Origin of the sequence: Anabaena sp. PCC 7938, assembly GCF_049315035.1 — a bacterium.
Classification (GTDB): Bacteria; Cyanobacteriota; Cyanobacteriia; order Cyanobacteriales; family Nostocaceae; genus Anabaena; species Anabaena cylindrica.
Genome location: NZ_CP186034.1, coordinates 529,715 through 553,996, shown reverse-complemented (window position 1 = coordinate 553,996; position 24,282 = coordinate 529,715). Strand labels below are relative to the sequence as shown.

At 38.3% G+C, this 24,282-nt stretch carries 24 protein-coding genes; 16 read left to right on the top strand and 8 right to left on the bottom strand.

The features are described from left to right. Window positions 1-250: 250 nt before the first annotated feature. The 5 genes from apcA (at window position 251) to ACOWPH_RS02670 (ending at window position 2,680) form a co-directional block, all read left to right on the top strand. On the top strand, window positions 251-736 hold the full coding sequence (gene apcA / locus ACOWPH_RS02690) for an allophycocyanin subunit alpha (RefSeq protein ID WP_015213877.1): 486 nt from the start codon (window positions 251-253) through the stop codon (window positions 734-736). Window positions 737-798: 62 nt separating this feature from the next. Further along, entirely contained in the window at window positions 799-1,284 is a 486-nt protein-coding gene (gene apcB / locus ACOWPH_RS02685; RefSeq protein ID WP_015213876.1) for an allophycocyanin subunit beta, read from the top strand. 212 nt (window positions 1,285-1,496) lie between these two features. Then, window positions 1,497-1,703, top strand: coding sequence for a phycobilisome linker polypeptide (locus ACOWPH_RS02680; protein WP_015213875.1), 207 nt, complete (start codon window positions 1,497-1,499; stop codon window positions 1,701-1,703). 184 nt (window positions 1,704-1,887) lie between these two features. Next, window positions 1,888-2,244 (top strand): hypothetical protein, encoded by a 357-nt coding sequence (locus tag ACOWPH_RS02675; RefSeq protein WP_015213874.1) that lies wholly within the window; start codon window positions 1,888-1,890, stop codon window positions 2,242-2,244. Window positions 2,245-2,476: 232 nt separating this feature from the next. After that, complete coding sequence (locus ACOWPH_RS02670; protein ID WP_242043198.1) at window positions 2,477-2,680, top strand: type II toxin-antitoxin system VapC family toxin; 204 nt, start codon at window positions 2,477-2,479, stop codon at window positions 2,678-2,680. 276 nt (window positions 2,681-2,956) lie between these two features. Here ACOWPH_RS02670 and ACOWPH_RS02665 read toward each other — a convergent pair whose 3' ends face one another. Further along, a complete protein-coding gene (locus ACOWPH_RS02665) occupies window positions 2,957-3,178 on the bottom strand; it encodes a type II toxin-antitoxin system HicB family antitoxin (RefSeq protein WP_015213873.1) in 222 nt (73 codons plus the stop codon). 25 nt (window positions 3,179-3,203) lie between these two features. Continuing rightward, window positions 3,204-3,815, bottom strand: coding sequence for an NYN domain-containing protein (locus ACOWPH_RS02660; RefSeq protein ID WP_015213872.1), 612 nt, complete (start codon window positions 3,813-3,815; stop codon window positions 3,204-3,206). Between the two features lie 287 nt (window positions 3,816-4,102). Here ACOWPH_RS02660 and moeB point away from each other — a divergent pair, with 287 nt between their 5' ends. The 3 genes from moeB to recA all read left to right on the top strand — a co-directional run bounded on the left by moeB (window position 4,103) and on the right by recA (window position 7,793). Further along, the gene (gene moeB, locus ACOWPH_RS02655; RefSeq protein ID WP_015213871.1) at window positions 4,103-5,275 is read left to right on the top strand and encodes a molybdopterin-synthase adenylyltransferase MoeB; all 1,173 of its coding nucleotides are present in this window, start codon (window positions 4,103-4,105) and stop codon (window positions 5,273-5,275) included. 79 nt (window positions 5,276-5,354) lie between these two features. After that, window positions 5,355-6,524 carry an MFS transporter gene (locus tag ACOWPH_RS02650; RefSeq protein WP_015213870.1) on the top strand — a complete coding sequence of 390 codons (1,170 nt, stop codon included), beginning with the start codon at window positions 5,355-5,357 and terminating at the stop codon, window positions 6,522-6,524. A 174-nt stretch (window positions 6,525-6,698) separates the two neighbouring features. Beyond that, window positions 6,699-7,793 (top strand): recombinase RecA, encoded by a 1,095-nt coding sequence (gene recA, locus ACOWPH_RS02645; RefSeq protein ID WP_015213869.1) that lies wholly within the window; start codon window positions 6,699-6,701, stop codon window positions 7,791-7,793. An 83-nt stretch (window positions 7,794-7,876) separates the two neighbouring features. On the opposite strand, the gene ACOWPH_RS02640 is transcribed toward recA, so the two are convergent. The 4 genes from ACOWPH_RS02640 to ACOWPH_RS02625 all read right to left on the bottom strand — a co-directional run bounded on the left by ACOWPH_RS02640 (window position 7,877) and on the right by ACOWPH_RS02625 (window position 10,524). After that, window positions 7,877-8,404: a hypothetical protein gene (locus ACOWPH_RS02640; RefSeq protein ID WP_042464772.1), complete on the bottom strand. Its 528-nt coding sequence runs from the start codon at window positions 8,402-8,404 to the stop codon at window positions 7,877-7,879. 319 nt (window positions 8,405-8,723) lie between these two features. Next, window positions 8,724-9,062, bottom strand: coding sequence for a hypothetical protein (locus ACOWPH_RS02635; RefSeq protein ID WP_015213867.1), 339 nt, complete (start codon window positions 9,060-9,062; stop codon window positions 8,724-8,726). Window positions 9,063-9,283: 221 nt separating this feature from the next. Beyond that, window positions 9,284-9,649 (bottom strand): Lin0512 family protein, encoded by a 366-nt coding sequence (locus ACOWPH_RS02630; RefSeq protein ID WP_015213866.1) that lies wholly within the window; start codon window positions 9,647-9,649, stop codon window positions 9,284-9,286. 593 nt (window positions 9,650-10,242) lie between these two features. Further along, window positions 10,243-10,524, bottom strand: coding sequence for a hypothetical protein (locus ACOWPH_RS02625; protein WP_015213865.1), 282 nt, complete (start codon window positions 10,522-10,524; stop codon window positions 10,243-10,245). Between the two features lie 352 nt (window positions 10,525-10,876). Here ACOWPH_RS02625 and ACOWPH_RS02620 point away from each other — a divergent pair, with 352 nt between their 5' ends. The 5 genes from ACOWPH_RS02620 (at window position 10,877) to ACOWPH_RS02600 (ending at window position 17,774) form a co-directional block, all read left to right on the top strand. Then, window positions 10,877-11,896 (top strand): S66 peptidase family protein, encoded by a 1,020-nt coding sequence (locus ACOWPH_RS02620; RefSeq protein WP_015213864.1) that lies wholly within the window; start codon window positions 10,877-10,879, stop codon window positions 11,894-11,896. Between the two features lie 28 nt (window positions 11,897-11,924). Then, on the top strand, window positions 11,925-14,021 hold the full coding sequence (locus tag ACOWPH_RS02615) for a hydantoinase/oxoprolinase family protein (protein WP_015213863.1): 2,097 nt from the start codon (window positions 11,925-11,927) through the stop codon (window positions 14,019-14,021). Window positions 14,022-14,082: 61 nt separating this feature from the next. After that, window positions 14,083-14,784, top strand: coding sequence for a Uma2 family endonuclease (locus ACOWPH_RS02610; RefSeq protein WP_015213862.1), 702 nt, complete (start codon window positions 14,083-14,085; stop codon window positions 14,782-14,784). A 92-nt stretch (window positions 14,785-14,876) separates the two neighbouring features. Further along, window positions 14,877-16,451 (top strand): oxoprolinase family protein, encoded by a 1,575-nt coding sequence (locus tag ACOWPH_RS02605; protein WP_015213861.1) that lies wholly within the window; start codon window positions 14,877-14,879, stop codon window positions 16,449-16,451. Between the two features lie 954 nt (window positions 16,452-17,405). Next, complete coding sequence (locus ACOWPH_RS02600) at window positions 17,406-17,774, top strand: pentapeptide repeat-containing protein (RefSeq protein WP_015213860.1); 369 nt, start codon at window positions 17,406-17,408, stop codon at window positions 17,772-17,774. A 557-nt stretch (window positions 17,775-18,331) separates the two neighbouring features. Here the strand turns inward: ACOWPH_RS02600 and ACOWPH_RS02595 are convergent. Both ACOWPH_RS02595 and ACOWPH_RS02590 read right to left on the bottom strand, forming a co-directional pair. Next, complete coding sequence (locus ACOWPH_RS02595) at window positions 18,332-19,150, bottom strand: DUF1838 domain-containing protein (protein WP_015213859.1); 819 nt, start codon at window positions 19,148-19,150, stop codon at window positions 18,332-18,334. Window positions 19,151-19,177: 27 nt separating this feature from the next. Then, window positions 19,178-20,209: a VOC family protein gene (locus tag ACOWPH_RS02590; protein ID WP_015213858.1), complete on the bottom strand. Its 1,032-nt coding sequence runs from the start codon at window positions 20,207-20,209 to the stop codon at window positions 19,178-19,180. Between the two features lie 267 nt (window positions 20,210-20,476). On the opposite strand from ACOWPH_RS02590, the gene ACOWPH_RS02585 reads away from it, so the two are divergent. The 3 genes from ACOWPH_RS02585 to hppD all read left to right on the top strand — a co-directional run bounded on the left by ACOWPH_RS02585 (window position 20,477) and on the right by hppD (window position 24,235). Next, window positions 20,477-22,144, top strand: coding sequence for an NYN domain-containing protein (locus tag ACOWPH_RS02585; protein ID WP_015213857.1), 1,668 nt, complete (start codon window positions 20,477-20,479; stop codon window positions 22,142-22,144). Between the two features lie 234 nt (window positions 22,145-22,378). Next, on the top strand, window positions 22,379-23,083 hold the full coding sequence (locus ACOWPH_RS02580) for an SDR family oxidoreductase (protein ID WP_015213856.1): 705 nt from the start codon (window positions 22,379-22,381) through the stop codon (window positions 23,081-23,083). A gap of 93 nt (window positions 23,084-23,176) precedes the next feature. Beyond that, window positions 23,177-24,235, top strand: coding sequence for a 4-hydroxyphenylpyruvate dioxygenase (gene hppD / locus ACOWPH_RS02575; protein ID WP_015213855.1), 1,059 nt, complete (start codon window positions 23,177-23,179; stop codon window positions 24,233-24,235). Window positions 24,236-24,282: the final 47 nt, after the last annotated feature.

The following is a 24,282-nucleotide window of genomic DNA, read 5'->3' as shown; positions in this document are numbered from 1 at the left end:
CGGAAGGTAAGTGAGTTTTCCACCTTATTTAATTGCATTCAGTCAATCTGACTAGCAATGTATTTGAGATGCAAAGCTATTATCGACCAACTGAAGTCATACCTGCTTTTAAGACACACGGTAAATACTCGCTAGAAGTGGGTAAAGTCATCGGACTCCCCGTAAAGCAAGAATCTCCGTCTCTGTAGAGCTAGGCAATGTCCGCAGTTTAATTAAATTCTGGTTTCATTAGTTTTGGAGGAATCCATTAATGAGTATCGTCACGAAAGCTATCGTGAATGCTGATGCAGAAGCTCGCTACCTCAGCCCCGGTGAATTAGATCGCATCAAGAGCTTTGTTGCTGGTGGTGCAAGCCGTCTTCGCATCGCTCAAGTATTGACCGAAAACCGCGAACGCATTGTTAAGCAAGCTGGCGACCAACTGTTCCAAAAACGTCCTGATGTTGTTTCCCCCGGTGGTAACGCTTACGGTCAAGAAATGACAGCTACTTGCCTGCGTGACCTTGACTACTACTTGCGTCTTGTTACCTACGGAATCGTTTCTGGTGATGTTACCCCCATCGAAGAAATCGGTATCGTTGGTGTACGTGAAATGTACAAATCTTTGGGTACTCCCATTGATGCTGTTGCTGGTGGCGTTGCCGCTATGAAGAACGTTGCTGCTACTTTGTTGTCTGCTGAAGACTCTAGTGAAGCTGGTTCTTACTTCGACTACGTTGTTGGTGCAATGCAGTAGGTTGAAGCTGTTTACCTGCTGAAACTGAAATATTGCAATTTAGAAATAAGGAAATAACAACAATGCAAGACGCAATTACCTCTGTAATTAATTCTTCTGACGTTCAAGGTAAATACCTTGACACCGCTGCTCTAGAAAAGCTAAAAGGCTACTTCGCTACTGGTGAACTGCGCGTTCGTGCAGCGACAACCATCAGCGCTAATGCTGCTGCGATCGTAAAAGAAGCTGTAGCTAAGTCCTTGTTGTACTCTGATATCACCCGTCCCGGTGGTAATATGTACACCACCCGTCGTTACGCAGCTTGTATCCGTGACTTGGATTACTACTTGCGTTACTCTACCTACGCTATGTTGGCTGGCGATCCTTCCATCCTTGACGAGCGTGTATTGAATGGTTTGAAAGAAACCTACAATTCCTTGGGTGTACCCGTAGGCGCTACCGTTCAAGCTATCCAAGCAATGAAGGAAGTAACCGCTAGTTTGGTTGGTCCTGACGCTGGTAAAGAAATGGGCGTTTACTTCGACTATATCTCCTCTGGCTTGAGCTAGGAGTTAGGTTTGCACTTAATAATTTAGGTGCGGCTTTATTAAGGTCTGGAAATCAATTGTGAGTGCTAGAAAGTTCTATTGCTTATTAATTGTGAGTATTAACTGTCTGGTATTGACGTTTGATTTCCAGCCTTGGAAAGAATAATTTAAGATTTGCACTCCAAATTTTGAGATAAAAAGTTTCTGCAAACGATACAGGAGATTTGAAAAATATGGCTCGTTTATTTAAAATTACCGCTTGTGTTCCTAGCCTAACTCGTACTCGCACCCAACGCGAATTACAAAACACATACTTCACTAAGCTAGTTCCTTATGAAAATTGGTTCCGTGAACAACAACGGATTCAAAAAATGGGTGGCACAATTGTTAAGGTAGAATTGGCAACTGGTAAGCAAGGTACTAATGCTGGTTTATCTTAATTCCTATAAATCAGATATTATTTTATTTCGATTTTGTCAGGGGTCAGTAATGACCTCTTTTTTTTGATTACATTTATTTTACCTGTCAAGGAAGCGATCGCTCTTAATTTTTCTGAATTTCAAATTAGGCGATCGCATCATGAGTGTTACAATCACCTTATAGTTGAATCATTCCCAAATTAACATGATCAACCTAGAGCAACCACAATCTGACGTATTTAGTAACCTTAAAGTCACACTTCTGATAGAACCACTCACATCTGGACAAATTGCCGCATCTATTAAAGAATTTCCCGACTGTCGAGTACAAGCAGAAACAAGAGAATCTGCTATTGCTCAAATTCAAGCCACATTTTTAGAACGATTAAAAAATATAGAAGCGATTTCATGGCAAGTACCACTTCAAATATCAGAACCAGCTTGGATGAAATTTGCCGGTATCTTTCAAGATGATATAGATTTTACAGCCATTACAGAATCAATTCGTGCAGAACGCACTACAGATGATGACTCAGAAATTGATTCTTCCTATTACCTATAGAAGTTGGAGATGGTTGATTTATATATTCTCGATACAGATTGTGTTTCACTAATTCTTTATAAATCATCCCCAACTGATTGCTAACACAGCACAACATCAGGTAGCGATAACAATTATAACTGTTCAAGAACTATTTAATGGTTGGGTTAACAGGATTAACGATCCTTCCCAAATAAATAATCTTCCTCAACTCTATTCAAAATTTTGGACTACTGTAAAATATCTCCAAACTATGGAAATATTGGACTTTACACCAGAAGCGGATCATTGTCTCAAACAATTATTAAAAGATAATCCACCCCTACGAAAAAATCGTCTCCAAAAAGATATTCGGATTGGAGCTATCGCTTTATCTATTGGTGCTACAGTTGTTACCCGTAATCAAAAAGATTTTACTCAAATTCCAGGACTCAAAATCGAAGATTGGACGCTGTAAAATATAATTTAACTTCTGATCAAAAGTAAAATACAGGACTTACGCAACTGGCATATTGGTAGGGTGCGTCAGACCTGACAAATCCTGCAAATAAACAGATATTTGATATTTGACGCACCATAAAATAGGTGTTTGGTGTGACACTTGCGTAAGTCCTAAAATAAATGGGTGAATTTATTCTGATATTGATAATTTCATTCGTGCTTTCTATCCCCATAGGTGGAATTGTTTATTTAATAAAGTTTAGGGTGCAGAAGGTAGGATAAACAGGGATAATTAAGATACAATTTGCAGTGTGTTAGGCTCAGGGATAGATTCACCTTCTGCTTCCCAAGCTTCTAGGTACATTTCGATTACTTCTTCCCCATTTTTAATTGCTTCTTCACGAGTTTTACCGTGAGTACAAGGCATAATCACAAGATGGCTAAATTCGGGAATTGTAACTAAGAAAAGCTGATCCTCGTCTGACCATTGAACAATCATACTGTATTGATTCATGAATCCGGATCTTCCCGTAATTCTTCTAATTAGAAATTTTAACTTTTTCTCGGAAATCAGTCGTAAACCATTCTTTAACTATATCAACTGTGATGGCTTTTTTAGAATCAGCAGAATGAACTAACTCATCATTTGTTCTACCCTGTGGATACCATAATGATATATACATTCCTTCTTGTACAAGAGCATCAATAAGAGGTTTAAAATCTAGATCACCCGTTAATAAAGTTGCTTCGTGCATATTTTGCCGAAAGGAATGCGTTAGCATATCTACAGCGATCATAATATCAACTTGCTTTTGTTCTTGTCCTCTTTTTTTATCTCTAAATCGAGCAGTTCCTTCATAAACATGAAATCCATCCAATGACTTCAGGTGGTTAAATAGATCAATTTTGGGTTGAACTCGATTGTTGTAATTCTCTTGATTCTCTTCTGATTTTTGGGCAGGTAAACAATCATAATAGAAGACTTTAGTAAAGCCTTTTCCTAATGTTTGATAGTCAATTTCTATTTTAATTTCTCCAAAAAAATCTTTAGATAGCGTTGCTAGAAGTGATTCTAGACAACCACCATCAATAAATAAATATCGAACCTTTTTGAGACCATCGTAAGTTGGAGATAGATTATATATAGGCATGATTAAAATTATACAACATATAAAAATACTGGTTATATTTAATGATAGCAAATTAGTAAAACTGTTACTATAAACTCATATATTGTGAGCGATCGCTTACATATCTCAATATCCTTAGGCAAAATACTCGTATATAATAGTTACATCCAAAATATTAACATCGGTAAATTTATCTTGCTAAAGTCTTGACAACAATCACCTATTACCAATAAATTTAACAACCTAACTTAACAACGACTATCTTTTTTCGTTAGTATTAATACTCCGCGCTGACTCATCTAACTGCTATGCTCAATCCCAATCTGGATGAAATCCAGTTGACTAAAGACGACTATGAACGCTACTCTCGCCACTTAATTTTGCCAGAAGTGGGGATAGAGGGGCAAAAACGCCTCAAGGCGGCTAGTGTATTATGTATCGGTACGGGTGGACTAGGTTCACCACTGCTGTTATATCTGGCCGCAGCAGGTATTGGCCGCATTGGTATTGTTGATTTCGATATTGTTGATACTTCTAACCTACAACGCCAAGTAATTCACGGCACATCCTGGGTGGGTAAACCCAAAATCGAATCAGCAAAAAACCGTATTCATGAAATCAACCCCCATTGTCAAGTTGATTTATATGAGACTCGCTTGAGTTCAGAAAATGCCCTTGATATCATTAAGCCTTACGATATCGTAGTGGATGGAACTGACAACTTCCCCACCCGGTATTTAGTTAACGACGCTTGCGTATTATTGGATAAACCCAACGTTTACGGGTCAATTTTCCGCTTTGAAGGACAAGCAACCGTATTTAATTACGAAGGTGGCCCCAACTATCGTGACTTGTATCCAGAACCACCACCACCAGGAATGGTTCCCTCTTGTGCAGAAGGTGGTGTGTTGGGAATTTTACCGGGAATGATTGGGATTATTCAAGCTACGGAAACCGTCAAAATTATTCTTGGTAACGGTAACACTCTCAGTGGTAGGTTGGTGCTTTACAATGCCTTGGATATGAAATTCCGGGAATTGAAACTGCGTCCTAACCCCATTCGTCCAGTAATTGAAAAGTTAATAGATTACGAACAATTCTGTGGTATTCCTCAAGCACAAGCAGAAGAAGCGAAACAGCAGATGGAAATGCAAGAAATGACTGTTCAGGAATTGAAGGCGTTACTAGATAGTGGTGCGAAAGATTTTGTCCTGCTAGATGTCCGTAACCCTCATGAGTATGAAATTGCCAAAATTCCCGGTTCGGTTTTGATACCCTTACCAGATATTGAAAACGGTGAAGGTGTGGCTAAGGTGAAAGAAATTCTCAATGGACACCGCTTAATTGCTCATTGTAAAATGGGCGGACGTTCGGCTAAAGCCCTGGGTATTCTGAAAGAAGCAGGTATTGCGGGAACGAATGTTAAGGGTGGTATTAATGCTTGGAGTCAAGAAGTAGATTCTTCGGTTCCTCAGTATTAAATAACAGAGAATAGGGAACAGGGAACAGGGAAAGATAAAATACTGTCACCTGTGACCTTTTCTCCCCTATATCAAAATTATGAATACCTCGAAATCTCCACCAAGTGTCTTATGGGTACAAGTTTGGGCTTTAGCAGGCTTGCAGGGAGCTATTACTTTAGCTTGGTTGGTATATAATGCCTATTTGCCTAAACTTTTGATTCAGTTTGGGTTTCCCGCGTCTTTCGCAGTTGGGATATTAGTTGTAGAAAATGCCTTGGCTGTGGTGATGGAACCACTGATGGGGGGACTCTCGGATCAAGCTAAATTCAAAATAGGAAGTCGTTTTCCTTTTATTGCTGTTGGTGTGATTTTAGCATCGGCTTTGTTTATTGCTATACCATGTATTGTGACTTTTGTGCCACCAATTGAGGTGATACGCGGCATTTTACCTTTGGTTTTGATAGCTTGGGCTTTAGCAATGACGGTTTTTCGTTCTCCTGCTATTTCTTTGTTGGGAAGATATGCAGTTCCATCTGAGTTACCTTTAGCTGTCAGTTTTGTAACTCTAGCGGGGGGAATAGTTGGGGCTTTTAGGGGAATTGCTAATAACTTTATTCTCAGTCTAAGTCCGATTTTTGCTTTTACGATCGCATCTTTTGTTCTCTTGGCTGCTGCCTTTGCGTTACGCTTTTTTAACCCCCCAGAAATTCCAGTAACTCAAGAAAAAGCTGAAATATCAATCATACTGATTCAAAAATTAAGCTTAATTCTAGGAACCGGATTTAGTGTAGCGTGGGGTTCTCGCTTACTTATGGATGCTTTAGGCAAAGTTCTCAAAACCCAATTCAACACTAATGATATTAGTTTATTCATGTTGGGGATTGGATTAGCGATCGCACTTGTGGCTTTACCTGCGGGATTCTTTGCTACTAAAATTGGCAATATTCAAGCAATGCTCTCTGGTATCGTGGCGACTGTTGTAGCAATGCTGGGATTAGTATATATGGGCGCACAGATTCCCACTATATTTTTTATAGTATCTGGATTTAGTTTAATTGTCAATGGTGCAATTCCTTTTATTTTAGAGCTAGTGCCGCAGCGTTGGGCTGGGTTAGGAATTGGTATATATTTTGGTGGGTTCTCTTTGGCGATGAGTATATTTGGGTTTATATTTGCTCCAGGAATTACGCCTGTAATAGCTGCGATTAATGGTGCATTGGCGTTCTTAGTAGCTGGTGCGTGTATCTTTTTGACGCAGAAAGAATAACGTTTTTTCTCAATTTTGGAGTGCCAAGACCTAATCGGATAGCGATCGCGTTAGGATGTTCTCAGCCTTTTGGCATTAAAAATACTATTCCCACATTTTTCGGTTAAGATAGTATATCTGTTCTACTTAAACTCCCACCGCAAGAATTCTTAAATTCTATATTTAGAGGCTCTAATGGCAACCAACACCAATACCAACACCGATACTTCTGGCAAGCAAAAAGCGCTGACTATGGTACTCAACCAAATTGAGCGCAGTTTTGGCAAAGGGGCAATCATGCGCTTGGGTGATGCTACCCGGATGCGTGTGGAGACTATTTCCACCGGGGCGCTGACTTTGGATTTAGCCTTGGGTGGTGGTTTACCCAAAGGGCGGGTAATTGAGATTTATGGGCCAGAAAGTTCTGGTAAAACTACAGTAGCACTCCATGCGATCGCAGAAGTGCAGAAAGAAGGTGGTATCGCAGCCTTTGTTGATGCCGAACACGCCCTAGACCCCACCTACGCCGCCGCATTAGGCGTAGATATTAATAATTTACTCGTTTCCCAACCTGACACAGGTGAAGCCGGTTTAGAAATTGTTGATCAACTTGTGCGTTCAGCCGCAGTTGATATTGTCGTTATTGACTCCGTAGCCGCATTAGTCCCCCGCGCCGAAATAGAAGGCGATATGGGCGATATCCACGTTGGTTTACAAGCTCGTTTAATGAGCCAAGCTTTACGAAAAATTACCGGAAATATTGGTAAATCAGGTTGCACAGTCATTTTTATCAACCAGTTACGGCAAAAAATTGGTGTTACTTACGGTAGCCCAGAAACCACAACTGGCGGTAACGCCCTGAAATTTTACGCCTCGGTACGTTTAGATATTCGCCGTATTCAAACCTTGAAAAAAGGTACAGATGAATTTGGTAATCGCGTTAAAGTTAAAGTTGCTAAAAACAAAGTAGCACCACCTTTTAGAATCGCCGAATTTGACATTATTTTTGGCAAGGGAGTTTCTACATTAGGTTGCTTAGTTGACCTAGCAGAAGAAACTGGCATTTTATTACGTAAAGGTGCTTGGTACAGCTACAATGGCGACAACATTTCCCAAGGTCGAGACAACGCTATCAAGTATTTAGAAGAAAAGCAGGAATTTGCTGAGAAAATTAAAGAACTGGTGCTAGAAAAACTAGATAAAGGGGCTATAGTTTCGGCTAACTCTGCTGTTTCTAAATTACATGGAGATGAAGAAGAGGAAGAGGAAGAAATTGAATTAGAAGAATAAAAACCTGAAAATTAAAAGAAGTCTGAATAAATTCTACAACTCAGACTTCTTTTTTATATAGGTTTTTTACCTGTTTTCGTTGGCTAAAACTCTACCGTTTCAAACTCAAAAGCTGCAATAAGATGCTCATCAACATAAACCTCTATTTTATGTTTACCAAGAGGATCTCCTGGAGCTATTTTCCAAAAATTTTCAATTACACCATTGCTAGAAATTTGTGTACGTTTTGTGATAGCTGTTGTTCCATCTACGGAGATAGAAAAATTATCATCTTCTTGTGTAGCCCATGTTTCTGGTGCTTTGGGTAAACGCAAAACTTCACGCCATTTTACTTTACCCCGGTAATTTTTAAGTTTAATCTGCCAACCATAGGCATCACCTTTTTTGAGTGGTACTTTAGTGGTGGGAAAAAAATTAACTTTACCCTTAGCATCAACTATTCTGACCCCAAACTCAGATTTATTGACAGTAATTTTTTGACTATTAATTAACTGAGAAGTTTCTAGGGGCGCTTCTGCTAAAACGCTATTAATTTTTTGTAAATTTGTAGCCAAGAAGCCAAATATCAACCAAAAAGAAGTTAGTAAAAGTCTAACAGCAGAAATTTTCATACGCATCTTTTGTCAAAGATTAGTTAGTACTTAATTCCATCACTTTTAGCTCTATTCCGGGTTGAGATTTAAAAATCATCAACATTAACCTTACAAGTTTCTATACTATAGAGCATTTAATTATAGCAATTCCCAAGCTCATGAAATACACCCCACCCGCGCTGTCGCGCACCCTCCCCTTACCAAGGGGAGGGTTGGGGAGGGGTAATTTTGTATCTAACTAGAGTGGGAAAGGCTATAAAATAGCAAAAATAGAAAATAGGATACAATAATTTTGCATCCTACTTTCAAAATGTATTGCTGAAATTTATTCAGCTTTTTAGTCTTCGTCAAGCGCAGGGAAAAGTTCTTCAAACCGCCACAAACTATTTTTATTTTCAATGAACCAAATACGAGTTTCGGTGGTTAACTTACTCCACACGACTTCAGGCGGAAGGTGAGGAGAAGAATACTGATATTCTTGACCAAGTTCTTTGAGATTATCCGCTACATCAACAGGAATACCAAAGTTTTCCCAGTCAATTTCTACATTTCTTCCAGAAAGTCCCGCAGCAGGATCAAAAACCAACTGTGCAGTTCTAATTAAGTCTGCGAAGTGTTGCGCTTTGAGTCCGATGATATCCTGGATTTCGAGTGATTTATTAGGCTCTGAAGGCATTATAACTGAAGTGATGAAGATAGATGGTGAATTGAATCTACCGCCAGAGATTATCCCAATAAATTTAGTTTAGCGCAGAAATTCAAGGTCGATCAATCAGATTAAAAGCTTCTAAGGTAAAACTTGTAAAACCAGAAGCATCATATTTGCGGATACCACGTAGCAATAAACTTTATATTCATTTTCCGCTACTAACTTGCCTGCAATAATCTCAAATTCGGTTATTCAGTTTCAACCAAAACTGTCACTGCTGCCACTGCTATTAACATTTCGTCATTTTTATCGTTGAGTGCAGGAATTGCTAATCCGTCCACTACCATTCCTCCGGCCTCTACAGTGAGGGTTTTGCGACCAAAGGGGAGTACGGCTAATACCTCTGCTTCCCGTACCTGTTCGGGGTAAGGAACTGCGACTTTGACTTCTACAATCATATCGTTAGGATCTTTTAGCCCTGCTACTTCCATAATACCAAGCAATGCATTATGAGCGATCGCATTTCTAACCGCTCTCGCTGCTGCTACCGTCGGTTCCTGTCCATGCTGGTCTACACCCATACCCATTTCGATAATAAAGCGTTTCAGTGCCATAAACTAAGAAGTATTTACATCCAAATTAGTAAACTCTCGTCGGTTATCTTCCCAAACCATCCATCAGTTTAAAGCCAATCAAGACTCACACAACTGACTTGCTTTGTTAGGATGCATCAGACTTTATATATCCTGCAAATAAACAGATATTTGATATCTGACGCACCATAAGTATAGATGTTTGGTGTGACAATTGCATAAGTCCTACCAATGACTGAAATGCTTATAGCAATTCCCAATCTCATGAAATACACCCCACCCGCGCTGTCGCGCACCCTCCCCTTACCAAGGCTACCGTGTACACACAAGTGGTTAACTCATAGGTTTCAGGTTTTTTAGCCCCTGAAATGCCTGATATTTTGCGAAACTCAAACCTCCATCTCTCTATAAAATTGGGATTTAGAGTGGCAAAACCAAGCGTTAGGTATGATTTCAAGACTTGTGTGTACACCGTAGCTTACCAAGGGGAGGGTTGGGGAGGGGTAATTTTGTATCTAACTAGAGTGGGAAAGGCTATATACAAAACCTGACGAGAGTATAATATATGATTCTATTTGTTATTTGAATAGTAAAGGTATTACCAGGAATCTTAATTAAGAGAGTGGTTTATCCTTAATGCTAGTGACACAAAAATTAATATGAGAGCGGATAGCCTTTTCATAAACGCCAGTCTGTGCTGTGCGTACTCCTATATGTTGATAGATCAAGTTAATTTCTGGAAATTCACACCAATACATCAGAAAAACATCTTTAGATGGAGTAGTAATTTCATAATTATTCTCTTGTCTTTTCTTTTTGAGTTTACAATTATTTAGTTTCAGTTTTTGTCTAAATAATTGTTCAAATTCTGGAATTAAACTTGCAGTAGTTTCCATAGTTTATACACGTTTACATACGTGGTTAGATAAACACCATTTTGTGATATTGCTAAGTGTGACACTTGAGCGACATATCATAGGATTAGTATATCAGCTATAGTCAATTTTACAATTTGGGCTTCTTTTTTTTTCTACTCAGAGTTCGCCAAGAGAATACATGACAACAATAGAATACCTGTTCAAATTCTGCTATTTTTTTGCTAAATCTCTGTTTTACACGTTCTTTTATCTACCATTCTGAGGGTCAATTTTTTTGGGCAATTTCTTAAGAAATCTTTAAGATTAACATTGTTAAATTTTCCTTAAGTTTGAAAACTTTGTTGTTGTAATTGTTCAGCCTACATACTCCATGAGCATCAACCGTCGTCAATTTCTCACCACATTGGGATTAACTACCATAGCCACCCACATTGCCCCAGTTATCGCCGAAATTCAGACTTCACCAAACATTATTATCAAACCACCACATCTAAAAATAGGTGATACCGTAGGATTAATAGCCCCCGCTGGTATTATCGAACCCAAAGACATCGAAACCGCACAACAAGCTTTGAGCAAGTTAGGGCTGAAAGTAATAACAGGCGCACATATTTTAGATCGTCATGGCTATTTAGCCGGAAAAGATAGCGATCGCGCCCAAGACATTCATACCATGTTTGCAGACAATTCTGTAAAAGCAATTATGGCCATGCGTGGCGGTTGGGGCTGTAATCGTATTTTACCTTTACTTAATTATCCCCTCATTCGTAAAAATCCTAAAATAATTATAGGTTACAGCGATATTACTTCTTTATTATTAGCTATTAATGCTCGCAGTCGATTAATTACATTTCATGGCGCAGTTGCCACTTCCACATGGAATCAATTTACAATTGATTATTTTAAAAATATCTTATTTGATGGAGAAAAATTAATCATGCAAAATACCCCCACTAATGAGGGGAAAATAGCAATAATTAACCAAGGAAAAGCAAGAGGTAAACTTATTGGTGGTAATTTGTCAATTCTAGCTGCAATGGTGGGTTCACCTTATTTACCATCATGGCATAAAAGCATTTTATTTCTAGAAGATATAGGTGAAGATATTTATCGCATAGACAGAATGCTAACACAATTAAAAAATGCTGGTATTCTCAATCAAATTTCTGGTTTTATTTTTGGACAATGCACAAATTGTCAACCAGGAGATGAACCATCATTTACATTAATCCAAATATTAAAACATCATATTCAACCTTTAGGTATTCCCGCTTGGTATGGTTCTATGATTGGTCATATTAAAGACAAATTTACAGTACCTATAGGTTTGGAAGTAGAAATAGACACTGATAATGGCACAATTAAAATGTTAGAAGCTGCTGTAACTTAATTCATATTGCAACTGAGGAAGTTGAATAATGCTAAAAATTTTTGCAGATAGAGGTGGGACATTTACAGATATTGTTGCTATTACCAATAACCAGACAATCATAGACAGACTCTCAAAATATACCAAACGGTTTTTAATTGTCCCTTTGCCCAACCATCAATGGGTGATAGTCTATAAATTACTGTCAGAAAATCCTGAACAATATCAAGATGCAGTGATCCAGGGAATTCGGGATATTATCGGGCTATCTGCTAATGAACCCATTCCTGATCAAACAATAAAAATAATCAAAATGGGGACAACAGTAGCTACCAATGCGCTGTTAGAAAGGCATGGAGATAGAGTCGTCTTGATTATTACTAAAGGCTTTAAAGATGCGCTGAGAATTGGCTACCAAAACCGTCCTAATATCTTTGCTCGAAATATAATTTTACCAACAATGCTTTATGAACAAGTAATTGAAGTAAATGAAAGATATGATGCAAAAGGTAATGAATTAATCTTTGTAAATATTGAGCAAGTTAAAACAGATTTACAGGCAGTTTATAATACAGAAATTAGGAGTTGTGCCATTGTCTTCATGCATAGCGATCGCTATCCCCACCATGAACAACAAATAGCCCAAATTGCCGAAGAAATCGGATTTACGCAAATTTCTGTATCTCATCAAGTTAGTCCATTAATGAAACTCGTAAATCGAGGAGATACAACAGTTGTCGATGCCTATTTAACTCCTATTCTCCGTCGCTATGTTAACCAAGTAACTAGTCACTTACCCAATGTCAGATTAATGTTTATGAAATCTGATGGAGGATTAACCGACGCGGCAAACTTTCAAGGTAAAGATAGTATTTTAAGTGGTCCTGCTGGTGGTATTGTCGGTGCAGTGCAAACTAGTAAAAGAGCAGGTTTTCATTTAGTTATTACCTTTGATATGGGAGGAACAAGTACAGATGTTGCCCATTTTAAAGGGGAATATGAAAGACAATTAGATTCAGAAATTGCAGGTACGCGGATGCGAGTTCCCGTCTTAGCAATTAACACAATTGCTGCCGGTGGTGGTTCAATTTTATTCTTTGATGGTTCTAGTTATCGTGTTGGGCCAGAATCTGCTGGTTCAAATCCAGGGCCTGCTTGTTATCGACGTGGTGGACAATTAACAGTCACAGATGCTAATGTCATATTAGGAAAAATTCAGCCTCAATATTTTCCCGCAGTTTTTGGTACTGAAGGTAAATTACCCCTAGATCAAGAAATTGTCATACAGAAATTTATTCAACTAGCAGAAAATATTACATCTGTCACAGGAAACTATCGAACTCCTGAACAAGTAGCATCTGGCTTTATTACGATTGCTGTTAAAAATATGGCCAATGCTATTAAAAAAATTAGCCTCCAACGTGGTTATGATGTTAGTCAATATGTGCTTTGTTGTTTTGGTGGAGCAGGAGGACAAGTTGCTTGTTTAATTGCTGATACTTTAGGGATAAAAAAGATATTTCTTCACCCTTTTGCTGGTGTTCTCTCTGCTTATGGAATGGGTTTAGCTGATGTGAGAACAACCAAAGTTACAGGAGTAGAACAACCTTTACATCAAACATTAATTCCTCAATTACAGCAATTAATGGCATCTTTGGAAACCCAAGCCAGAAGTGAATTAACTCAGGAAGAAAATGATTTAGAAGAAGTAGTTAAAAAAGTTAATTTAAAATATGAAGAAACCAACTCTATTTTAACCGTTGATTTCGCCTCAGATGTGGCATTAATGCAACGAAATTTTGAAATTGAACATAAATCACGTTATGGTTTTATTCAAACAGAAAAAACCTTAATTATAGAATCTGTTTCAGTAGAAGTAATTCAAAAAATGGATACTCCTGAAGAAGCATTAATTATTCGTAAACGCCTTGCAGAAGAACTTCCACAACCCATGAAAACAGTCCAGATGTTTACCGATGAAAAATGGCATGATACGCCAGTTTATCGTCGGGAAGATTTACAACCAGGAGATTGTATAAATGGTACTGCAATCATTGTTGAAAAAATTAGCACAATTGTAGTTGAAGCTAACTGGAAAGCAAAATTAACCGAACGTAATTATTTGATTTTAGAACGTGTTTTCTAGTGATATTTATAGCGCCTGTAATTAATGCTAAAATAAACAAATAACTACTTGGTATCATATCATGATGATTACTCAAGAATTAGTAGATGAACAAAACATCTCTGAAGATGTGATTTTTCCTCCCAGTGATTTATATAGTGATGAACCTCCCGTGGAAACAGAACTACATTTAGAGCAAATTATGCTCTTAATTAAATGTCTTAAATGGTTGTGGAAAGATAGAAATGATTTCTATGCAGCAGGAAATTTGAGCATTTACTATAGTCCTAACCAGAAAAAAACAGAAAAGTTTCGTGGTCCTGATTTTTTTGTAGTTTTAGGAACTGAACGCAAAACGCGTAAAAGTTGGGTGGTATGGGAAGAAAATGGTAAATATCCTCATGTAATTGTAGAAATTCTCTCACCAACAACAGCGAAGACTGATAGGGAATCTAAAAAAGAACTTTATCAAGAAACTTTTCGCACACCGGAATACTTTTGGTTTGATCCCTATACATTAGAATTTGTAGGTTTTCAGTTAATAAATGGAAAATATCAACCTGTAAAAGCTAACGAAAAAGGACATTTATGGAGTGAACAACTATACTTATATTTGGGGATTCATCAAGGTTTATTACGTTATTTCACACCAGAAGGAAATTTAGTACCTACACCTGAAGAAACCGCAGACAATGAAACTCAAAGAGCAGAAAAAGAAGCTCAAAGAGCAGAACGTTTAGCAGCAAAATTGCGGGAATTAAATATTGACCCAGATACCATTTAAAAAATAACTGCAAGTGTAGGTTGGTTCTTACTGCTCAAAACAACCTACACAGTTTATGTTGAAGTTAATTAATTTAGGTTTAGGTACAAAAAATGTACACAACTTCTCAAGCAGATCCTGTACGTTTAGAAATATTCAAAAATCTCTATCAATTTATCGCCGAAGAAATGGGAATTGTTCTGCAAAACACAGCGACATCAGTGAATATTAAAGAACGGCTAGATTTTTCCTGTGCTATTTTTGATGCTTCTGGTCTATTAGTTGCAAATGCTCCCCATATTCCCGTACATTTAGGCTCAATGAGCGAAAGTGTTCGCTGTTTAATTAATGATCAAGGGGATACAATCAAACCGGGAAATGTCTATCTATCAAATAACCCCTACAACGGTGGTACTCATTTACCTGATGTCACAGCCATTACCCCTGTTTTTCTGGAGAGTAGGGAAAATATTCCCAGTCTCCTATTTTTTGTTGCTTCCCGTGGACACCAAGCTGATATAGGTGGTATTACTCCCGGTTCTATGCCTCCTCACAGTACTACAGTGGCAGAAGAAGGAATTATTTTTGATAATTTTCTCTTGGTTGCACAGGGAGCTTTTCAAGAAGCAGCAGTGAGAGATTTTCTGCAAAATCATCCTTATCCTAGCCGTAATCCTGACCAAAATATTGCCGATTTTAAAGCACAAATTGCTGCTAATGAAAGGGGAGTAGAAGAACTTGGGAAAATGGTCAGACAATATGGACTAGAAACAGTTAAAGCTTATATGCAGTTTGTTCAAGATAATGCTGAGGAATCAGTGAGACGAGCGATTGATGTTCTCAAAGATGGTTCATTTATTTATGAGATGGATAGCGGGGCTAAAATTCAAGTTAAAGTAATAATTGACGGAGAAAATCGCAGTGCCAAGATTGATTTTACTGGCACATCTGCACAATTAAATAGTAATTTCAATGCTCCCAAAGCTGTCACTCAAGCAGCAGTTTTATATGTTTTTCGGACTTTAGTAGATGATAATATTCCCCTCAATGCAGGTTGTCTGAAACCATTAGAAATTATTATTCCTGAAGGTTGTATGTTGAACCCAATTTATCCAGCAGCAGTAGTCGCAGGAAATGTAGAAACTTCTCAAACTATTGTTGATGCTTTATATGGTGCTTTGGGTGTGATGGCTGCTTCCCAAGGGACAATGAATAATTTTACTTTTGGTAATCAAAAATATCAATATTATGAAACTATTTGCGGTGGTTCTGGAGCAGGAGCTAATTTTGATGGTACTGATGCAGTTCATACCCACATGACTAACTCTCGCTTGACAGATCCTGAAGTTTTAGAAACCCGTTATCCTGTACAAGTAGAAAGCTTTAGTTTACGTCCCCATAGTGGGGGGAAAGGAAAATATTCGGGGGGTAATGGGGTTATCCGTCGTATTAAATTTTTAGAACCTATGACGGCTAATATTCTCTCTAGTCATCGCTTGCTTCCTCCCTTTGGCTTAAATGGTGGAGAAACGGGACAATTAGGACGCAATTGGGTACAACGTCAAAATGGAACTGAAGAAGATTTAGGCAGTACCGCAACTGTAGAAATGCAACCTGGGGATATTTTTGTGATTGAAACTCCTGGTGGTGGAGGATTTGGAGCAAATATTCTCACTCCTCCTTCTTAAAACTTACGGTTAATTAGAAGAATATTGAGTATTAACTGAGGTTCGATGATGCTGTGGTTCGGTATTTAGTGCTAAAAGGCAATGTGTAGCTTTTTTATGCTTATGATTTGTAGCCATATTAACTTTAGTTCCATCACGATGCTAAACAAATAAGCACAAGCGCTACAAAAGCAAAATTTTTAGAGTTTGGGTGGATAAAAGATACATTCAGTCTTGGTGGAGATTATGACTTCTGGCTGTCCAAAGAGACTAAATATGAATATCTAAGGGGGTTTTATGCTGATACTTGGGGGACTAACGACTGGTGCATTTAAGTAAATCAGACTACAAATTAGATTTCGCCACTTAATGGTTTGATTGGGTAATATTTGACTGATTTATGAAAATCTCTAGATTTTTTATACTACGTCTACTAAGATTTTTACTGTTGGGCTTTGTCTTATTAACTACCATAACGATTGAGTCATTTTTAACTCGTGTCAGTTAATAAAGTGTCACTCTCCACACTAGCTATTTGGTTTTAAAAGAGATATTCTTAATGAATGCAAGGAGTGATACCACTTCACCTTATGTTTGTTACAGGTTATCCTGGCAGTGCTTCCCCTAATAGCAATGTTGCGGATTCCAAATGTTGCATTACACAGTGATATGGTATAAAGTTATACGGGGGAGCGCTTGAGTAAGCAAAAAGGACTCAGGCGCTTTTTCGTGTATAAAGAAGCAAACGTTATTTTTCTGGTATTAATTTGTTGGTTTTCGTTAGCACTGTTAGAGATAGGAAAATACAGGGTTTAGTTAGCCAAACTCGTTTGATCAGTTTTTGAACTTTTTTTATTGATTGGGTATGGTAGCTTTATTTTTGCTGTGCTGTGCTAGAGATAATAGAAACTGGCTATTTTTGTAGCTAAGTCAGAAATAGAATTTACCTTTATTGCGATCGCTCTGGGAATACATATGGATGCTGAAGATATTAAACGACGCTATGTCGCAGGAGAGAGATATTTTCCATCTGCTCAGTTAAATAGAGTCAAGTTGATTGATGCCTATTTACCAGGAATCAATTTGTGGGGAGCAGATTTAAGTGAAGCTAATCTCGCTAGAGCTAAATTGTGGGGAGCAGATTTGAGCAGGGCTAATTTGGCTAAGGCTAATCTGACTAGGGCTAATTTGTGTGGTGTTAATCTATGTGAGGCAAATCTCCGGGGCGCTACACTGCACTATACTAAGTTATACGGTGCGAATTTAACGGGTGCTTGTTATGACGAAAGCACACGCTTTGCGAGAGGGTTTGATCCGGTTATTCATAATATGCGGCAGTTTTAAGTTACTGGGTAGGAAGGGCTAATTATTATTTTTAAACTAAACGGGTTAGTCTAAAAATGTGTGTTTGAGCATAAATAGTAATTTCGTATTACTTTTTATATATTTTTACAAATAAGTTTTGTTTTGGTCTTAAACTCACATCCCTGCCATATCTTTTTTCTCGTTATCTCGTTCCCAGTCTCTGACTGGGAATGCTATCCAAAGGCTCTGCCTAAAGCCTTCACTAAAGCATAGGGATTATGTGAAATTGCAATTTGAGTTGGTGGTGGAGGATGATGAAAGCCCTAATTGCGTCAAGGGGAAAAATCGCTCAAACCCGGTCTGTGTAAGGTGCGCGGATGATTGCCTAACAGGAATAGCTCCTAACCCTTGTATAAATAGAGATTCAGGCATTTTTTTGGCCACTTCAAATTTTACACCTATCCATCCGCGCATTTGGGGCAAAAAATTAGTACATAATGGCGTAAATAAGCCATCCATTTGAAAACTCTAAAAACCTGACGTAATTGTAATTACGAATTATGTTAGCGATAGCCTGCCATAGGTTCTATTACAAATTACGAATTTTCTTCTGGTGTTGGTCTGGGGAAAGTTTCTCCGGCTAAGTAAGCGGGAAAATGCTTTTGAAAATATAACCAAGAAGTCATATCTTCACCTTCTAAGAAGGCGTTGGGTGCTTGCTTGTATAAAGGAACGCGGGTATTGATTTCTTCTTGCAGTAGTGGTGGTAACTCTGTAAAACCGCCTACTTTGCTGCCAGTAGCACTGTAGATGAGATAACCAGGGCGTGTACCCATTTTCATCCAAGGCAACCATTGACCAATTCTATCCCAACTGAGTTGTAGTTCGGTGACGGAAGTTAATTCTGAGTTAACTAAGTCTGCGCTGGGAACTGTGATTTTAAACAGTTCTGCGGCTTGATAAATTGGTGATGGACAGTATTCAATAAACTGAGGATCTTCTGCTAGGGGGTTGGGATAATGGGGAAAGATATCAAAGATAAAGGTCGTGTTTTCTGCTTCTACTTGGACGGGAAGTTTGCCTTTAAACTTGCCTTGTACGGGACTGTTGGCAACGTGCATTACTGATACTGTTTCGCCTGTCCAAGGGTTTTCCCATTTGTGTAAAATTTCATCTGTCTCTGGGTGGAGATAATAAGTTAGTTCTCTGGAGGTAAAATCCCAGCGTCCTTCAGCGGTGAGAATACAGCGACTTACGCTCATGCCGATGATTTTAAATAATAGTTGCCGCTTTTCGCCAGGGACAAAGCTATATATTTTACCTGTCCAAACAAGGAAAGTAGATTCGTTAGAGTCTAGGGAAGAACGGGTCTTTACCCATTGTTGAGCATCAATTTCTTGGTTGTAGGCTACCATTTGCTGTTTCCTGATTTCACGACTAAATTAATTTTTTTCCACCAAAGTCCAGAAATAGCCATCTGGGGCAATAAAAGAAAAACTCTGTTCTCCAAATTCGTTACTGACTATATTAGTAAATTTTTGTACGTTACTTGCTCTTATCTTGTCAAAATAAGTTTGTATTCCTTGCACTCGGTAGGTGTAAAGGCACATTCCTAAGCTTCCTGGTTGGGCTGCTTCAAAGTTTGATTTTAGGTTGATGTGTTCTGGAAAGCGAATAATGTAGAGTCTGCCGCTACGTGCTTCCATTAGGTTGGTTTGGGAGGAACGGGGGTCATCAAAGGCTGTAACTATAAATTTTTCTCCAGGGTTAAGGTCAAATAATTCTCGACCGGCTAGGGAAGATTCATAACTGGTTTCTACGTCATCGCGTACACGTAATAAACCCAAAATGTCTTCATAAAAGCGTAGGGTTTCTTTGCTGTCATCTTGAATAACTAAGCCTAGATGGGTGATTTGGCTGGTGCTAAAGGCTGCATGATGATTGATTTTGCCGTAATGGGGCATGACGTAGCCAAAGCGTTGAAATAGCACTTGTCGAGTTAGGGGTTGCAGTAGGAGCATTTCACGTACTCCAATGGCAGGATCTATAAAAGGATGGCTTTTTTGGTCTTTGTTGTAAATGACTTCCCAGTAAGGGTATGAGTATCTGATTGTTTTATCAGTAATTTTGGCATTTTCGGCATGATTTAAGATACCTAGTAAGTCGGCGGTTAAGGTGGTAGTCCAGCGATTACCTTTAACTTTCATGGAACTGATGCCCAATCCTTGATTTGTGGGATTTTGCCAAGTCATGAGCCGAATTAAACCATGATCTGCGTCTTGATGGTAAAGACGGATTACTTTTAAGGGGGAATTTACCCAATATAGTTGATGGGCTGCTTCTGCGGTTAGTTCTCCTATTTGCCCGATGCGATAGCCGAATTGTTGCCAATATTGAAGTGCTGGAATTGCGTCGGGAACACCAATGCAGACTTCATAGATACCTTGAATTGCGGTAGTTATTTTTTGATTCATGGGAAGTTTGGAATAATTCGTAATAGTGCTTACAGTCGCGCTAGAGATACGTAATTACCATTCAGTCAGGATTGCAGATTTTTTTACTGGGTGGCTTAGTTGCGCTGCTCTGTACTTATGAATATCAAGTACTGTAGTTTCTCTGGAGGTAGATTAGGAGTTTTATGCTTGTTGAGAGATGTAGCCAATTCTAAAATCCCAATTTGGTATAAATTAGTATTTTGAATGGTGTTTTCAGCCAGGATACTCTATTGTACTGTGTGAGCTATGCTAAATCATGAGCGATCGCTGACTACCTATGATTCTGCCTTGTTAAATAGAATAGTCTCTCAGGTTTGCCAAGTCATTATTACTATTCAAAAACAGCAGCCAGAATTATTGCTTGAAAAGTATAGAAAAGTTCAGTGGGAAAATAATTCTAATCAATCGGCTTTGAGTGCCAAATTCTTGGATTTATTAAGCCAAACTCAAAGCTGGGAGGAATTACTACAAAAGTTGCAATTATATCTCAGAGCAATTTTTGTTGCTGAAGCTTTAAATTCACCAATATTATCACAATTAATTGCTAATGTTCGCCAATTTAATCCGATTATCTCTGAATTAAATGGCTCATTCAATACTATATTCACTCCGGCTCTACAATCAGTAGGAATTGCTGTTTTACTTTTAGATGCTGAGAATTTACAAATTAATACTAATACAGAAAAATTTTTGGCTACTGTTTGTAATAGTCCGATTCAGGTAAAAATTGCTTTTGCTAATTGGGGTAATCGAGGAAAGTTAGATATAGAATTACATGAACGTGGCTATGATTTAATTCATGTTCCTGCTGGCAGAGATAATGCAGATGGTAAAATGATTGCTTTTGGTTCTTCAATTCATGAGCGCTACCCAAATGCTAAGGAAGTTTTGGTTTGCTCATCAGATAAGGTCATGACTAATTTATGCAATAATTTACAGCAACATGGTCTAATAGTATATCAAGTTAGTCAACATGGAGAAAATATTAATTTATTTAATAATTCTACAGGTGAGACTAAAATTTATGGAATTAAACCCCTACCAGAAATCCCATCTATTAGTCAGTTTATTGGGCAAATCAAAAATTTAATTCAAGATGAGCAGAAGTTAAATGCAAGTTATTGGATTAAACTTTCTCAACTTTCTAAGTTGTATAAAATTAAGTATCAATTTAATATTAGCCATATTGTTTCTCATTATTTACCTGGTAAAAGATCAAGAGATATATTTGTCAACTATCCTGCTGATTTTGTGATTCATCAAATTGATGATGCTTCAGAGTTATATGTAACTGTTTTTGATCACAATCAAGTTCAAGTAGAAGATGGTCGCAAATCTGAACTAGCTCAAGATAATCGGCTACAATCTTTAACTGGCATTACTTCTAAGCAAGATTTAGAAAAGGCGTTGAATATTATTCTCGATGAATTAATAGAAAAATCTATTCAGGATTATTTTGATATTAGTATTTTGGCGAGTAAGTTTAAACAAAAATATGGTAAGACGATTACGAGGCAAATTCAAGAGTTACAGCTAAGTGGTACTTTTATCAAGTTTTTACAGTCTTGTAATAATTTTCATCTTCAACAAAAAGATAAGAAATGGGAAATCGGTAAAGTTAGTGTTGTTACCCTTTCATCTAGTTCATTTTCTCATATCGATTCTGCATTTGATCTAGAACAGGTAATTAAGATGATTCTGGCAGAGTTAACCCAAGATTCTAAAAGCAATTTTGTGGATATTGGTATTTTAGGCGTTAAATTTAATGAAAAATATAATAAACCAATAACTAAACAAATGAAGGAATTAAAAATTAGTGGTAGTTTTATCAAATTTTTGCAATCTTGCAGTTCTTTCCAAATCCAGCAAAAAGGTAATAAATGTATGGTGTCGCTTTCTGGAATTAGTAAATAGTTTTAAGGAGAACCCCTCCGCGCAAACGATTCTTTAACAGCAATTAGGGAGAATTGATCCAGTCGTAAGAAGAACCCCACCCCCAACCCCCTCCTCCTTCGGATGATGCCTCCGGCTCCCGTAAGGGACACCAGTCGCCTACGGTGGGAAACCCGCCTACAGCGCTGGTTCACCGCAAGCGAGGAGGGGGCTATGTATAATAGATATATTGTGTAAAGAAATGTAAATATTGTGATGCTGGATAAAGTTATTGTTGTTGTTGGTGCTACTGGTGGGATTGGTTCTGCGTTAAGTCATCAACTTGCACCTACTGGGGCTAAGTTGGTACTAGCTGCTAGAGATGCGGCGAGTTTAGCAACATTGGCAAATGAGTTACCAGGGGAGGTGTTGTCAGTTCCTACTGATATTACTCAACCTGAACAAGTGGACGCATTGATACAAAAGGCTGTAGATAAATTTGGTCAAGTTGACGTTTTGGTGAATGCGGCTGGAGCGGGTGTTCTTAAGCCCTACAATAGTATCGAACCGGCAGATTTAGACAAAATGCTGGATTTGAATTTAAAAGGCTGTTTTTATACGAGTCAGGCTGCTGCCCAAGAGATGCAAAAACGTAAATCTGGTCATATCTGTAATGTGGTAGGAATTTTGGGTAAGCATTCGATGGCTATGGCTGCGGCTTATTCTGCTTCTAAGTTTGGTGTTGTGGGCTTCAGTAAGTGTATGGCGGAGGAGTTGAAACGTTTTGGTGTGAAGTTCACTTTATTCTATTTTGGTGGGGTAGATTCTCCTTTTTGGGATCAGGTGAGTTTGAAGGTGGATAGGAAAAAAATGCTGAGTTGTCAAACTGCTGCTAATGCTATTTTTTATGCGCTATCTGCTGAACCGGAAGCTGTACCGATGGAAATTAATATTCAACCTGATAGTCATTTATTTTTCTAGATTCAGAATTATTGCTGAGGACGTAAGCGTAAATTGAGCATATGAGGCAAAATTTACTTATATGTTAGCTGTTGCTCTGGATTTTCAGAAATTATGCTCCAAATTGATCACGTTCACTTCTATGTAGAAGATGCCCAAGGGTGGCGAGATTGGTTTGTCAATTATCTGGGGTTTAAAGCAGTAGCGAGTTCGATGTTTCCTACCCCTGTTAATCAGGGAAAATTGTTTCACACTTGTACGGAAGTTGTGAAAAATGGCAATGTCTACTTTTTGCTGTCTTCACCTTTGTTACCGACTAGTCCTGTGGCTGAGTTTTTTCGTCATCATCCTGCTGGTGTGGCAGATGTGGCTTTTGCTGTTGCAGATGTGGAAGCGGTGACGGCTAGAGCGATCGCTCAAGGTGCTAAACTTTTGCAACCTGTCCAGCATGATGTATCGATCAAATACGCCAAAATTGCCGCTTGGGGTGGGTTAACCCACACTTTGATTGAAAGAAAAGGAGATGGGGAAATGGGGGATGATAATACATCACCCCATACTTTTACGGCTATAGATCATGTTGTTTTGAATGTGGCTGTTGGTGATTTAGAGGCTGCTGTCAGTTGGTATCAAAATATTTTGGATTTTCGACCCCAACAAAGTTTTAAAATTCAAACTAATCGCTCTGCTTTGCACAGTCAGGTGATGATTTCTTCTAATGGGAGGGTACAGTTACCAATTAATGAGCCGGCATCGCCTAATTCGCAAATTCAGGAGTTTCTGGAAGTTAATCGGGGGGCGGGCATTCAACATATTGCTTTACGTACTTCTGATCTTGTCAGTGCGATCGCTCAATTTCGCAAAACTGGTTTATCTTTCCTTTCTGTTCCTACAACTTATTACTCACAACTACAGCAGCGTCTAGATTTTCCTTTATCAGCCGAGGAACTGCAAGCGATCGCTCAACAAGAAATATTGGTTGATTGTCAAAAAAATGCTCCTCTAGGGGCGTTACTGCTGCAAATTTTTACTCAGCCGATTTTTGGCAAACCAACTTTTTTCTTTGAGTTTATTGAACGTCGTTCTCAAGCTGCTGGTTTTGGTGAAGGTAATTTTCGCGCTTTATTTGAAGCTATTGAAAGCGAACAAGTTAAACGCGGATTTGGTAGGTGATGGGGAGGAGGGAGTAGGGGAGTAGAATTTTTCCCTATTACCTATTA

Excerpts from the sequence above, each read along its gene's own strand:
- ACOWPH_RS02660 (WP_015213872.1), bottom strand. The coding sequence starts at position 3,815 with ATGCCTATATATAATCTATCTCCAACTTACGATGGTCTCAAAAAGGTT.
- recA (WP_015213869.1), top strand. The coding sequence starts at position 6,699 with ATGGCAACCAACACCAATACCAACACCGATACTTCTGGCAAGCAAAAA.
- ACOWPH_RS02675 (WP_015213874.1), top strand. The coding sequence starts at position 1,888 with ATGATCAACCTAGAGCAACCACAATCTGACGTATTTAGTAACCTTAAA.
- ACOWPH_RS02665 (WP_015213873.1), bottom strand. The coding sequence starts at position 3,178 with ATGAATCAATACAGTATGATTGTTCAATGGTCAGACGAGGATCAGCTT.
- ACOWPH_RS02615 (WP_015213863.1), top strand. The coding sequence starts at position 11,925 with ATGCTAAAAATTTTTGCAGATAGAGGTGGGACATTTACAGATATTGTT.
- ACOWPH_RS02625 (WP_015213865.1), bottom strand. The coding sequence starts at position 10,524 with ATGGAAACTACTGCAAGTTTAATTCCAGAATTTGAACAATTATTTAGA.
- ACOWPH_RS02605 (WP_015213861.1), top strand. The coding sequence starts at position 14,877 with ATGTACACAACTTCTCAAGCAGATCCTGTACGTTTAGAAATATTCAAA.
- apcB (WP_015213876.1), top strand. The coding sequence starts at position 799 with ATGCAAGACGCAATTACCTCTGTAATTAATTCTTCTGACGTTCAAGGT.
- moeB (WP_015213871.1), top strand. The coding sequence starts at position 4,103 with ATGCTCAATCCCAATCTGGATGAAATCCAGTTGACTAAAGACGACTAT.
- ACOWPH_RS02635 (WP_015213867.1), bottom strand. The coding sequence starts at position 9,062 with ATGCCTTCAGAGCCTAATAAATCACTCGAAATCCAGGATATCATCGGA.
- ACOWPH_RS02585 (WP_015213857.1), top strand. The coding sequence starts at position 20,477 with ATGCTAAATCATGAGCGATCGCTGACTACCTATGATTCTGCCTTGTTA.
- apcA (WP_015213877.1), top strand. The coding sequence starts at position 251 with ATGAGTATCGTCACGAAAGCTATCGTGAATGCTGATGCAGAAGCTCGC.
- hppD (WP_015213855.1), top strand. The coding sequence starts at position 23,177 with ATGCTCCAAATTGATCACGTTCACTTCTATGTAGAAGATGCCCAAGGG.
- ACOWPH_RS02590 (WP_015213858.1), bottom strand. The coding sequence starts at position 20,209 with ATGAATCAAAAAATAACTACCGCAATTCAAGGTATCTATGAAGTCTGC.
- ACOWPH_RS02580 (WP_015213856.1), top strand. The coding sequence starts at position 22,379 with ATGCTGGATAAAGTTATTGTTGTTGTTGGTGCTACTGGTGGGATTGGT.
- ACOWPH_RS02670 (WP_242043198.1), top strand. The coding sequence starts at position 2,477 with ATGGAAATATTGGACTTTACACCAGAAGCGGATCATTGTCTCAAACAA.
- ACOWPH_RS02680 (WP_015213875.1), top strand. The coding sequence starts at position 1,497 with ATGGCTCGTTTATTTAAAATTACCGCTTGTGTTCCTAGCCTAACTCGT.
- ACOWPH_RS02595 (WP_015213859.1), bottom strand. The coding sequence starts at position 19,150 with ATGGTAGCCTACAACCAAGAAATTGATGCTCAACAATGGGTAAAGACC.
- ACOWPH_RS02600 (WP_015213860.1), top strand. The coding sequence starts at position 17,406 with ATGGATGCTGAAGATATTAAACGACGCTATGTCGCAGGAGAGAGATAT.
- ACOWPH_RS02630 (WP_015213866.1), bottom strand. The coding sequence starts at position 9,649 with ATGGCACTGAAACGCTTTATTATCGAAATGGGTATGGGTGTAGACCAG.
- ACOWPH_RS02640 (WP_042464772.1), bottom strand. The coding sequence starts at position 8,404 with ATGAAAATTTCTGCTGTTAGACTTTTACTAACTTCTTTTTGGTTGATA.
- ACOWPH_RS02650 (WP_015213870.1), top strand. The coding sequence starts at position 5,355 with ATGAATACCTCGAAATCTCCACCAAGTGTCTTATGGGTACAAGTTTGG.
- ACOWPH_RS02610 (WP_015213862.1), top strand. The coding sequence starts at position 14,083 with ATGATGATTACTCAAGAATTAGTAGATGAACAAAACATCTCTGAAGAT.
- ACOWPH_RS02620 (WP_015213864.1), top strand. The coding sequence starts at position 10,877 with ATGAGCATCAACCGTCGTCAATTTCTCACCACATTGGGATTAACTACC.